Source organism: Rhizomicrobium electricum (assembly GCF_011762045.1).
In the GTDB taxonomy this organism is placed as follows: Bacteria; Pseudomonadota; Alphaproteobacteria; order Micropepsales; family Micropepsaceae; genus Rhizomicrobium; species Rhizomicrobium electricum.
The window spans coordinates 279,181-290,797 of sequence record NZ_JAASQS010000007.1 but is presented as its reverse complement, the minus strand read 5'-3'; the positions used below and the strand labels follow the sequence as shown (position 1 = coordinate 290,797).

11 protein-coding genes are annotated in these 11,617 nt (G+C 64.0%); 1 reads left to right on the top strand and 10 read right to left on the bottom strand.

Going from position 1 to position 11,617, the window contains the following annotated elements:
• Positions 1-26: 26 nt before the first annotated feature.
• The 10 genes from FHS84_RS15405 to FHS84_RS15360 form a co-directional block, all read right to left on the bottom strand.
• Positions 27-605, bottom strand: coding sequence for an invasion associated locus B family protein (locus FHS84_RS15405; RefSeq protein WP_166935906.1), 579 nt, complete (start codon positions 603-605; stop codon positions 27-29).
• Positions 602-1,117 carry an invasion associated locus B family protein gene (locus FHS84_RS15400; RefSeq protein ID WP_166935904.1) on the bottom strand — a complete coding sequence of 172 codons (516 nt, stop codon included), beginning with the start codon at positions 1,115-1,117 and terminating at the stop codon, positions 602-604. Before FHS84_RS15400 ends, FHS84_RS15405 begins: the two co-directional genes overlap by 4 nt.
• 278 nt (positions 1,118-1,395) lie before the next feature.
• Entirely contained in the window at positions 1,396-3,516 is a 2,121-nt protein-coding gene (locus tag FHS84_RS15395; protein ID WP_166935902.1) for an exopolysaccharide transport family protein, read from the bottom strand.
• Positions 3,517-3,567: 51 nt separating this feature from the next.
• Entirely contained in the window at positions 3,568-4,695 is a 1,128-nt protein-coding gene (locus tag FHS84_RS15390) for an ATP-grasp domain-containing protein (protein ID WP_166935900.1), read from the bottom strand.
• A 115-nt stretch (positions 4,696-4,810) separates the two neighbouring features.
• Positions 4,811-5,737, bottom strand: a complete 927-nt coding sequence (locus tag FHS84_RS15385; protein ID WP_166935898.1) for a glycosyltransferase family 2 protein — start codon at positions 5,735-5,737, stop codon at positions 4,811-4,813.
• On the bottom strand, positions 5,734-7,011 hold the full coding sequence (locus FHS84_RS15380; RefSeq protein ID WP_166935896.1) for an O-antigen ligase family protein: 1,278 nt from the start codon (positions 7,009-7,011) through the stop codon (positions 5,734-5,736). The genes FHS84_RS15385 and FHS84_RS15380 overlap by 4 nt, the downstream gene beginning before the upstream one ends.
• Positions 7,001-7,912 carry a glycosyltransferase family 2 protein gene (locus FHS84_RS15375; protein WP_166935894.1) on the bottom strand — a complete coding sequence of 304 codons (912 nt, stop codon included), beginning with the start codon at positions 7,910-7,912 and terminating at the stop codon, positions 7,001-7,003. Before FHS84_RS15375 ends, FHS84_RS15380 begins: the two co-directional genes overlap by 11 nt.
• Positions 7,905-9,176, bottom strand: coding sequence for a hypothetical protein (locus FHS84_RS15370; protein WP_166935892.1), 1,272 nt, complete (start codon positions 9,174-9,176; stop codon positions 7,905-7,907). Before FHS84_RS15370 ends, FHS84_RS15375 begins: the two co-directional genes overlap by 8 nt.
• Positions 9,177-9,192: 16 nt before the next feature.
• Positions 9,193-9,993: a WecB/TagA/CpsF family glycosyltransferase gene (locus FHS84_RS15365; RefSeq protein ID WP_166935890.1), complete on the bottom strand. Its 801-nt coding sequence runs from the start codon at positions 9,991-9,993 to the stop codon at positions 9,193-9,195.
• Positions 9,993-10,727 carry an exopolysaccharide biosynthesis polyprenyl glycosylphosphotransferase gene (locus FHS84_RS15360; RefSeq protein ID WP_341801833.1) on the bottom strand — a complete coding sequence of 245 codons (735 nt, stop codon included), beginning with the start codon at positions 10,725-10,727 and terminating at the stop codon, positions 9,993-9,995. Before FHS84_RS15360 ends, FHS84_RS15365 begins: the two co-directional genes overlap by 1 nt.
• Positions 10,728-11,173: 446 nt before the next feature.
• Here FHS84_RS15360 and FHS84_RS15355 point away from each other — a divergent pair, with 446 nt between their 5' ends.
• Complete coding sequence (locus FHS84_RS15355) at positions 11,174-11,605, top strand: helix-turn-helix domain-containing protein (RefSeq protein ID WP_166935887.1); 432 nt, start codon at positions 11,174-11,176, stop codon at positions 11,603-11,605.
• Positions 11,606-11,617 lie beyond the last annotated feature (12 nt).

Below are 11,617 nucleotides of genomic sequence, written 5' to 3'. Positions count from 1 at the left end.
ATCCTGAACGAACAGGGAACCAGTGACTATTGTGCCGGAGCAGCGGGTTCGGCAGCAGCACCTTTGCCGGCCTTCTGCTTGGCGAGTTCCACCATCGCGCTGCGCGCTTCGGTGAAGCCCTTGAGCGAGAAGGCGAGATCGAAGCGCTTGCCCTCGACCGACACGATTTGCATTTTCGCGTTGGTCGCCTTGGCGAGCTGGTTGATCACGTCGTCGCCCACGGCGGACTCGATATAGCAGCCGCCCTGGTCGCAGCGCCGGAACTTGATCGGCGGCGACTTCCAGGTGTCGCTGTTGATGACGAGACCGTTCTGCAGCGAAACGCCGAGCGGCACCGAGATCTGGAGCAGCGTGGCGTTATTCGACGGCGCATAAGCCAGGAGCACGCCGAGGACGCGCTGGCCGGACTTCTTGGCGACGCGCAGCTCGACCATGTGGCACGGCGTAGCCGACTTGCCGGGAATGCAACGTACCGTCCAGTCGCCGATTTCTTTCACATCGGTCGGCTGATTGGCTTTCGCTGCCTGCGGAGCGGCTTCCTGCGCGATCGCCGGAGCGACGAACAGGGCGGCGGCCAGGGCCAGGGAAATACGGAGAGATTTCATATCCACAGCCTCCACCACAGATTGGCACGCTTCGCTTCAAAGTTCTTGTAGGCCTTGCGCGCTTCGACAAAACCCTTGGTCGAGAACGGCACCGCGACGGACTTGTTGTCGAGGCCGGCAACCACGATCGAAGCATCGCTGGTCTGGCCGATGGTCTTTTCGATGTCGTCCGTGTCCGGAAGAACCGCGATGCAACCGCCCTGGAGACAGGTCTTGTAAGCGGCGGACTTGGTATCGCTGCCGAACTTGAGGCCGAGGCCGGGTTCAAGCGCAACGCCCAGCGGGACGTTCACGACCAGAACCTTGCTTTCTTTCTTGTCTTTGTCGATCTCGGTCATGATCGACACGCTGGCGACCGTCTGGCCGCTCTGCGGGTCAGCGACATCGCTTATGAGCGTGCAATGCTTGTCCTTGTCCTTGCGGGCCGGGCAGATCACGCGCCAATCCTGGTACACTTGCACGGTCGGGACATCGGCCGGTCCGGCGATCACGCCGCGGCCAATCCAACCCAAGAGTGCACCGACGATGAACAAACCCGCCCAGATCGCGGCATTTCTCGCGCTAGGCGGTAACCCGTCAACGAAACTCGTGCGCGTTGGCGGAGGAGATATTTCGCTCATTTGGGTTCGCTTTGTTACGGTGGATCGAAATTACGGACTTGCGAGCCAAATCCGAGGCTCCGCGTATCCATATCTTGCCGCAATCTCAACGAAAATCTTCGCAAGGTTGGTTATCACCCGTACCCCTAGTTGCGGCTGGTCTCAGGCAAGAACGCTGCCCGGTCAGGGACTTATCGGGTAACAACGAGGCCGCACAGGGGGGCGCGCATTGCGACTAGCCAACGCAGCGCATGGGCTGTGAGGCTGGGAGCCGCCGTCGCCGGGCTCTGCAGCACGACGACGTCGCTGAGGCGGGCCAGATGCGGCCAGACGGCCGCAGAGCCGGCCGCGGGGGCATTTACCAGGACCAGATCGCAGGTCTGCCGCAGCCCGGCGAGGACGGTTTCCGCCTGGGGCCAGACCGACGGCGGAGCCGAAAGGCAATAGAGGTTACTGCGGCGATCCTTGAGCACCGCCGTCGCGAACGGGGTGCCGGCGGCCATGGCGGCCAGCCCCGTGGCGGGCGATGCCGGTGCCAGACGGCCGCTCTCCGCATCGATCAACAAGGTGCGCAAGCCGCTGCGAACCGCCATCCGAGCCAGAGCCAGGGCAGTCACCGACTGGCTGGCGTCCGGCGCGGCCGAGGTCAGACTGACGATCTGAGCTTGGCCCTTCCGGAATGACGCCAGCGCCGCAAGCACCGCGACGAGGCCGCGGCCATAGGGCGAATCCGGGTGATCGAGAACCCAGTCGGCCAGCCGCAGATCGGATGACGCCGCCAATTCCGCAAGGACAGGCGGAAGTTCGGGCTGCGGCGGCGGGACCGGCTGAGCCGGAGCCTGAGCGAAAGCCGGGGCGGCGGCGGGAGGCACGACGGCCGGGCGTTCGCTCCGGCGGATAGGCGTCGGTGCGGCCCGAACCGGTGCCCCGAACCGCTCGAGCAAGAGAGCGATCAGGATGCCGATCAGGAGGCCGCCGGGGATCGAGGCGCCGATGAACAAGGTGCGATGAGGCGAGGACGGTGCCGTCGGCACCGGAGCGGTCGAGATGACGCGCGCTTCCGGAATCTGGATGTCGTCCTGATCCTGCACGGCACGCAAACGGGCAACGAACGATTCATAGGTGGCGCGGGTGGAGGCGAGATTGGCTTCGAGCGCCTTGAGCTGCACCCGTGCCATGTTTTCCCCGCGCGCCTGACGCTCGACCTTGGCGAGGCTCGCTTGAATCGAGCCGACATGGGCGCGCGCCACTTCGAGATCGCTCTCGAGCGAACCGGCGATGCCCTGCACCTCGCGAGCGATTTTGGCCGACAGGTCGCGCTTCTCGTTGCGGATCGCCACCATCTTGGGATGGTTCGGTCCATAGCGGGTGGCGAGATCGGACTCCTGGCGTACCAGTTCGGCTTCCTGCGTACGCAAATCGCCGATCATCTTGGAATTGACCACCGGCGTGATGGCGGCGGCATTGCCGGTGCGCGACAGCGCCGACACGCGTTCGTAGGCGGCGCGCTTTTCGGCGAGATCGGACTGGGCGGCGATGAGCTGGGCGTTGATGGCCAGAAGCTGATCGTCCACCAGCGACTTGCCATCGGCGGATTCGACGAGATCGTGTTCGGCCTTGTAGAGCTGGACGGCGGCTTCCTGCTGCTGCACCTGAGCCGCCAGCTGGTGCATGCGATCCGACAACCATGTTGCGGCCTGCCGCGCCGCGTCGCGTTTCACCGCGATCTGGTCTTCGGTGTAGCTCTTGGCCAGCGCATTGGCGATGCGCGCCGCCTTCGCCGGATCCTTGGCGCTGAAGGACACCTGGAGCGACGTCGATAGGCCGAGCGAACTGACATCAAGATTGTTGAGAAACGCACTGACCACGCCTTCGCGTATGTCGGCCGGTCCGCCGGCCGGACGGCTACGCAAGTAATGCAGAGGATTGAGGTCCGGCAGGCCGCCTTTTGCCAGCGTCGGATTGAATTCGGGGTCGGCCTCGAGATGCAGCTTGTCGATCACCTTCAGCGCCAGATCGCGTGACGACAGCACCTGGATCTGGTTCTGCACGCTGGAAGGATCAGTGGGCAGCGCCGACAACACACTCGACGTATCGGCGACATTGTTCTTGCGCTGATCGAGCATCACCACCGCGCTGGTCGAATAGCGCGTCGGCAGCGCGAACATCACCGCAGCGGTGAGCGCCACGATCGCGAGCGTCACATTGCGGATGAGGCGGGCACGCTCGCGAACGACGCGCAGGAAATCGGCCGGCCCGAACGAGGGTTCGGGCGGAGTGGTCGATACCGGACGCGCTTCGCGTGTGGACATATTTCGCCAACCTAACCGGTAAGGTTTACGCGCATTACGGCTGAGGAACGGTTAACGATTGCCCGCGGGCGGACGATAACCGAAGCGCCGGACCGGCCGATCGAATTCGGCGATCGCTTCAAGTTCCGCCGCCTCCGGCAAAGCCTCGCCGCTCTGGAAGCGCAAAACTCTGGGATCGTCCCAGGGAATGTCGCGGAAGATGTGCGGCGGCAGCGCGTCTGCCGTTAAGAGCTGCGGGAAGAGCGCAATTTGTTTCCGATCCGTTACCGGCAGACGCCCCGGCACTCCCAGCAAGGCCGCGGGTAAGTCAGCATCGAGCGGCAAGTGGCAGATCTGGGTGGCACGCGGATTGATCTCAATGAGGTGCGGCAGGCCCGCCGCATCGCGGACGAAATCCAGGCCGTGCAAGCCGCTGAGCCGGAAACGTGCCGCGATCTTGGCGACCGCGTCATCCATGACCGGGTCGGAAACGCGCGCCATCACGGTCGCCGGACCGGCATCGCCTTGCCATGTGACGACGTCCATATGCTGGGCGGCGAGGACCTTGCCATCTTCAGCCGCAAACACACTGGTGGCAGGCTTGCCGGGAACGAACGCCTGCAGATTGACGGTCGCTTTGACCGGATTGCGTGCGGCGTCGAGAAAATGCAAATCCCGGCGCTTGACCACCCGGACAAGGCTGCGGAGCCGCGAGGGAGGCCCCTGCAGCTTGACGAAGGCACGTCGCGCCTCGTCGGCGGAGCACACGAACTTCACACCGGCCCCACCCCAAGAAAAATCGGCTTTCATCACGCACGGAAGGCCCACCTCGTGCAGGGCTTCGGGCAAAGCGGCGAGGCTATCGACCGCGCGGGTCAACGGCGCGACGACCCCCTCCTCCCGCGCGACTGCCATCGACGGCGCCCGCGCCATCAACACACGATAGGCGGCAAGCGGCCCCAGGCAGCGTTCGAGCCGCGGCGCAAAAGCCGTCAACCCCGCCAGCAGCGCCGCGGCGCGGTCATCGCAGGGAATAACAAAATCGGGCTCTGCGGTGCGAAGCGCGTCCGCCAGCGATTCTTCGGACGCCAGCGGCCGATAGCGATATGCCCGGTCGAGATAGCGGCTGACCGCGATCGGTGCCTCGCGCGGAAACACCGCTTCCACCGTCGCACCGAGAGCCGAGAACGCGCCGGCCAAGCGGGCCGCGGACGAATACGGGACCGTTGTGACCAGGAGTACCTTCTTCTTCATGCCGGTCAGAATACAGGCGCGCGCGTCAATGCAGAGTGAACGGTCGACACGTTAACGCGCATTAAGCCTTGGCCTTGCGGTTCCATAAAGGCCCGAGCCAGCCGATGGCCGTATCGGCGAGATGCCGGTAGCCCTTGTCGCCCAGGAATATCTGCAAAAACACGATCATCGCCACCGAAGGACGATAACAGCCGCGCACCACGGCCGCGAGCCAGAGGCGGAATGCAGCCCAGGGCCGATCCATCGCGACGTATTTGGCGTAGGCCCAACCGAGGCAGCCGTAATAGGCCTTTTCGGGAATCCGGCCGCGCAGCGATTCGATCCAGTCCTTCATCGAAGCGCAGCGCCGCCCAATGGAAAGCCGGTTCGGATCGTAGAAATCGCGCCAGTAAAGTGACGGCGTTTCCGCCATCTTGAATTTGGTTCCGGCGAGCGCCGCCCGGATGAGAAAATCGGTGTCCTCGGCGGCCGGCAGGTTTTCGTTGAAGCGGATCGCGCGGGCGAGTTCCGCCGGCACCACGATCACCGACGTCGCAATGAAGCCGCGATCGCACAAAAGGTACATCGCCATGTCTTCGTCGTCGCGCACGGCACGGTGCGGCTTGAAGATGGTGCGTCCGTTGCCGCGGTCGACAATGAAGCGAGCATAGGCGCCAGTCCTGGTGGTGCCCTCAAGCAACACGCGCATGGCAGCAAGATGATGCGGCAGGAACTGATCGTCGGAATCCAAAAACGCGACGAAACGGCCCCTGGCGGCATCGATGCCGATGTTGCGGGCTTTGCCACCACCGCCGTTCTCCTGGCGGATGAAGACGAGGCGCGGATCGGCGAACGATTTCACCACGGCTTCGGGATCGTCCTTGGAGCCGTCATCGACGACAATGACTTCGAAATCCTGCTCGGTCTGTGTGAGCACCGATTTCAACGTATCGGAAAGCAGGTGGGCGCGGTTGTAGACCGGGATCACCACCGAGAAGAACGGAGTCATGCCTCAGCCCTCCGCATGGTGCCGAGCACGGCAAGCATCAACAGATAGGCCACCCAGGCAACGCCGTCGCCTTCGAGAAAATCCGTTTCCATCAGGTTATGCAGCGCCAGGAACACGAACAGCGCAAACAGCACCGATTTTTCCGCCAGCGCGCCGTGGCGCCAGAACTGGATGGCAGGAAGAACGATCAGTCCCACCATGGCCAGCGCGAAGCCGATGCCGCCGACCGTCACCAGCAACTGGAGATAACCGTTGTGGCCGTTGGCCGCTTCACTCGACACCCAACCGCCGACATAACGGGCAAGCGGCGACACGCCTCCGGTGCCGGCAAATGTGCCGAAGCCGGCGCCGAACAGCGGATGGTCCCTGATATAGGCGATTTCCGCGTTCCAGATCTGGGTGCGACCGGTGAATTGCTGCGGGTCCGAGAACAAGCGCGCAAACAGAGCCTGATCGGAGAAAAAGAATACGACGCCCGCAACAACCGCAAGACCGGTTGCCACCAAAGCGATGGTGCGGTCGATCTCCCGCCTCCAGGCGATTCGATAAACGGCACCGGCCAACGCTGCAATCACCAGAAGGCCCATGGAGGATTTGGAGTGGGTCATTACCGTGAAGAACAGTGCCAGCGCCACCACGGCGAGATCGCCGAGCTTGTGCCAAGCCTTCTCGCGCGGCGTGAAGAGGAACATCAGCGCCGTCATCGCCCCGACCGCACCGGCGATATTCTTGTGGACGTAGACGCCGCGCCAATTGCCGACCAGCGCCGGGTCGGCCTCGCCCACCGGATGGACGGCGTTGGCGACAAACTTGGCGGACGCGATGTTGATGACGAGCACGGCCAACAGCACCCAGCGCCACAGCCGCATCGCCTTCTCGGCGCCCAGGGTCTCGACACTCATCATCGCGGAGACAACCAGCACGATGGCGAGCCCGGCACGGCGGATGGTGACCGCCGGCTCCGGCGACCACAGAGCGCTGACCACGCACCACGTCAGTAACCCTAACAAAACCAGCGGAAGCGATGAAAACGCACCTGCCCCTTGGCGGCGCATCGCAACGAACACGATGGCGGCAAACGCGGCGATATAGGCGACCTGGCGCATGGCGTCGCCCGCACCGGTCTGCACCGCAGCCCCGAGCTGAGCGATCATCGGATCGGGCGCATGGAACGGCGTCAGCCCGATAAAGGCGAGCAGCAGGAAGACCAGGAACACCGCCTCGTCGATCCAGCGACGCGCGGGAACTGCGATGCCGGCCGCCTCAATCGACATGGGGCACCGCATAGGGCTGATAGCGCTGACCCAGTACGGCAGCGAGCTTGCCGGCATTGCGGAAAAAACGGCGCCAGGCGTCGGCGGCGCGCCGCGGCGACAGCGCCAGCAGCAATCCCGCAAACGGCGTCACCACCAGAGCGCCGGCGACTTTCGCAAATTCGCGCAGACGCCCGCAAAGGCTCGGCCGGTATTTCAGGAAGACGTGCATTTCCGAATTGCCGATGCCGTAGGCACGGCGGAACAGCCACGCAAGCGACTGACGGCGCTCCGGCACCTTGGTGTAGGCAAGGCCTTCGTCGGCCCAGGCGAAACGCCCTCCCGCCGCTTTCACGCGAGCGAAGAAATCGCGGTCCTCGCCGCCGGTGAAGGCAAAGGCGGGATCGAACCATGGTGCCTGCAACGCCTCGAGGCATGTGCGGGTGATGAGGATATTGCCTGCGCCTTCCAGCATCGCGACCGGACCGGTGGGACGGCGCATGTCGGAGACGCCATCGAAGCCGTCTTGGCCGCCGCCTTCGAACAGGATCGAGCCTTCCACGACGTCTGCCCCGGTGTCGCGCTGAACCGTCAAAAGCCCACGCAACCATTGCGGCGACGGCCATTCGTCGTCGTCGATCATCGCGACGAACGCGACATGCGGATACGCGAGCGCGCGGGCGACCAGCACGTTGCGCACCTGGGCGATGCCGCGGTCCTCGGCGATCACCGGATCGAGCGGCCAGCGATAGTGGGCAGCCAGCGAACGGCAAAGATCATAACCGGCGTGGCCTTCGGCATCGTTGTCGGCCACGATGACCATCACCTTGTCGTCGGTGTCGAGCTTCTCCAGCGCCGCCAGAAGGCGTGCCAGCGCCACCGGACGCTTGAAGGTGGGAATGGCGACGACGATTTCAGCCAATCTGCCGCCTCCATTGGTTGGTGAGCGGGAACAGCATCGCCACCATCACGACCTCGCCCGCCAGAACGCCGCCGAGCGACCATAACGGACCGACGACCACCAGCAGGACCAGTGTCAGCAGCAAGGCTACGACACTCGATACGCCGCTGACCCAGGCGAGCTTGGAGTAGCCGCCCGTCGCCATGATGAACACCGCCTCCGGCGTGCGCACGGCTCGCAGAGCGGTAATCGCGGTCCAGAAGGCGAGCACGACGAGGACGTCGTTCACCTGATAGTTCTTGAGCAGGAGGTGCGGAAACCAGAACACGAGGACCAGCGCCAGCAAGACGGTTCCCGCCAAGACTGCACCGGCCGCCGTTCGAAATTCGTTAACCACGGCGAAGGCGCCTTTCAGGTCCCCGGCGGCGATTTTCCGGGTCATCACCGGCTGATCGATGTCGGGCAGCGCGCTCAAGACCAAGCTGGCCGGTCGCATGAACAAGGCCCCCAAGGCCAGAAGTCCGAAGGCGCCGGGACCGGAAATGAAGGTGACGAGGTAAGCGTGGCAGTTGGACGCCAGTTCGGTCAGGACCACCCCGAGCAGCGACCAGCGGGTCACATCCCGCCACATCGGGCGGTAGGCGGCGATCTGCGGCAAGGCGAGAGCACCAATCAGCCGGCGGGCGAAGTCACGGCCGAACAGCGGCAAGGCGCCCAGGCTCGCTACCACCAGCGCAATGGCGGCATTGATCAAGGAGAACCGGCCGATGGCGGCCAGCCCGGCCAACCCAGCCATCACGGCCAGGGAGTAGACGATGTCCGAAGCGGCCACACGCTCGATCGCGCCCATGACGTTGGCAAACGACCGGGCAAACGAGCGGGCGGTGAAAACGGCGGCGTATAAGCCGAACACCAGCGCCGCAACCAGGCCGGCGCCCGTCGACGCCATCATGGCGGCGACCGCCAGGAATGCCAGCGCCGACACCAGAACGGCCATATTGAGCAGGGTCTTCAGCTCGGCATCGGCCTCGTCCGCCGGTTTGCCGCGGGTCATGGCCGCCGGGGCGCCCAGCATCGCGCCGGTCGCCGACAGACAGAACGGCACCACGATCATCAAAAAGGAGAAATGCCCGAAATCGGCGGGCGGGAGCAGGCGCAGGAACAGCAGCGAGGCGACGAAATGGGCCCCCGACACCGCCACCGGCCCAAGCGAAGTCAGGCCATAGCGATAGGCGGACCGCCAGACGGCGGCCGTCCAGCTTTCCACATCCGCGCGTTGTCCCATTGCTGACATAAAGCCGTCAGCTTGCAGGTTTCACGCCGGTTTTGAGCAGGAGCATCGCGATCGCGACGGGGTTGGTCACCAGATAGCGCCAGAATAGCCGGCGCGGCTCCCGCCACAGCCGGAACAGCCACTCCAGGCCGTTTTTCTGCATCCAGACCGGCGCACGCTGGTAGTCGCCGGCGGCAAAATTGAAACAGCCGCCACAGGTCACGACCCATCCCACTTTGAGACGGGACTTGTTGCGCAGGCAGAACTCGTACTCGAACGGGACACCGAGACCCACCCACAAGACGTCGGCACCGGAGGCGTTGATCGCCTCGACAACGGCAGCCTCTTCGTCGCGGGAGAAATAGCCGTTGCGGCGGCCGACGACCTTCACGCCGGCCTGTTCGACTTTGGCGGTGGCGCGGGCGTTGATGTCTTCGGTCGAGCCGAGAAGGAAAAAGGTGAGGCCGTGCGCGGCGGCATCCTTCGCCGCATCGAACAGGAAATCGGTGGTGGCGCTGCGCTCCGGCACCGGCGTGTCCGACAGCAGTTTGGACGCGGCGACGACCGGCTCGCCGTCGGCGTGGATCAGGTCCGCCTTGGCGAAGGTCTCGCGGAATTTGCGGTCGAGGGCCGCCATGGCAATAGCGTGACCGTTGGACGCGAAAACAAGACGCGGTGCGCGCCGGCCGCCGCGGGCCGCCAGACAATCGCCGACCATCAGGCCGCCGAGCTGGCGGCGCGATACGCAGGCGGTGTCGAGGCCACCGACCGTCACACGACTGTAAACGCGTGATCCGGAGCGGCGTTCGCAGGCAGGATGGGCGCTCATCAGACGGCGTTCCTCGGGCTGATAATGGCGAACGGGGTCTTGAAGAGAATCTTGAGATCGAGCGCGAAGCTGGCGTTTTTGACGTACCAGACGTCGTGATCGATGCGGGCTTCCATCACGCCGAGGGTGGGCGTGGGGCCACGATGGCCGTTGATCTGGGCCCAGCCGGTCATGCCCGGCTTGACGGCGAAGCGGCAGCCGTAGCCGGCGATGTGCTCGCCGTAATAGGCGTCATGCGCCTTAGCATGCGGGCGCGGACCGACCAGCGACATATCGCCGTTCACGACATTGAGGAGCTGCGGCAGTTCGTCGAGCGAATAGCGACGCAGGAACCGGCCGATGCGGGTGGTGCGCGGATCGTCGGCGACGGCTTGTCTCACGTCGGCACCGTTCTCCATCACATGCATGGTGCGGAATTTCAGGATTTCGAAGGTCCGGCCGCAGGCACCGGTGCGCTGCTGGCGGAAAAATACCGGACCGGTCGAGTCGATCGTGATCAGAAGCGCGATGAGCAGAAGCAGCGGCGACAGCAGCAGAACGGCCGGAATCGCCAGAGCGAGATCGAGCATCCGCTTGCCTTTGCTGACGGACCAGTCGTCGTTGGTATTCACCGGCACGAGCGCGGCGGCGCGATCCGCCGACAGGAAAGCGATCGGCGACGGCAATGCCGCAATCGCCTCGCCGATGGCTTCGGCGTTCGTAAGAACGATGGCGGTCTTGGAATGCGCGTTCACGGCTCTGCCCGGCTAATGGCTTCGGCCATCCCGTTGCATGAGCGGGGCCAATCCTGAGGCACCGGAATGTCTCGATTCGCGACGGCTGTGTGTCCAATTGCGGCATCGCCGCACTAGCACCGGGGAAACGCCGTCCCGGCGCGATACAGTAAATGGTTAAAATCAAAACAAATTTGCGCAGGGACTCATTGCGGTTGCCAAATCCACTTCCACTCAACCTGCGCTGAGGACTGAAGAATTGCAGAGTACGGACTATTCGCTCTACGAATGAACATTTTCCGCTATACTTGCGCCACAATGGCTGATTAACCCTCGGTCGCAATTACGGATGCATTCCGCTGGGGACACGGTAGAACCCTTGGCTTGCGCGTGGGGACGCGCGGAAAAAGTACGGGGCAGTAAACAAGTGGTAGGGGTGCTTCAACCGATGGATAGAAGGCACACTGATGACAAAGACCACGGAGAACGGATCTCCGCACCCGCTTGATATAGCCCTTGGATCCCGTATTCGCCTACGTCGCCGTGAACTGGGTTATTCCCAGGAACAGCTGGCGCGCGAAGTCGGCATCACCTTTCAGCAGGTGCAAAAGTACGAGCACGGCACCAATCGCGTGAGCTTCTCGCGACTCGTCGAAATTGCCCAGGCGCTTCATTGCGGCGTCTCGGACATCGTCGGCGATCTCGACAAGCCGGGCGAGACGAGCGCCTTTTCGCGCCACCTGGCGAGCCTCAACGAACCGGGCGCCACCGATCTGCTGGATGCCTACGCCTCGATCACCCAGCCCAAGCATCGTCGCGCCATCCTCAACCTTGCCAAGCAACTGGCCGAGGGCAAGGCGGACGAGTTGTACGGAATCGACGAGGAAACCGTCGCCTGACACGCGACGGCA

What these genes read in the sequence shown, in the direction of transcription:
- FHS84_RS15380 (WP_166935896.1), bottom strand. Translation starts at nt 7,011, where the DNA reads ATGTCGATTGAGGCGGCCGGCATCGCAGTTCCCGCGCGTCGCTGGATC.
- FHS84_RS15370 (WP_166935892.1), bottom strand. Translation starts at nt 9,176, where the DNA reads ATGGGACAACGCGCGGATGTGGAAAGCTGGACGGCCGCCGTCTGGCGG.
- FHS84_RS15355 (WP_166935887.1), top strand. Translation starts at nt 11,174, where the DNA reads ATGACAAAGACCACGGAGAACGGATCTCCGCACCCGCTTGATATAGCC.
- FHS84_RS15405 (WP_166935906.1), bottom strand. Translation starts at nt 605, where the DNA reads ATGAAATCTCTCCGTATTTCCCTGGCCCTGGCCGCCGCCCTGTTCGTC.
- FHS84_RS15385 (WP_166935898.1), bottom strand. Translation starts at nt 5,737, where the DNA reads ATGACTCCGTTCTTCTCGGTGGTGATCCCGGTCTACAACCGCGCCCAC.
- FHS84_RS15395 (WP_166935902.1), bottom strand. Translation starts at nt 3,516, where the DNA reads ATGTCCACACGCGAAGCGCGTCCGGTATCGACCACTCCGCCCGAACCC.
- FHS84_RS15365 (WP_166935890.1), bottom strand. Translation starts at nt 9,993, where the DNA reads ATGAGCGCCCATCCTGCCTGCGAACGCCGCTCCGGATCACGCGTTTAC.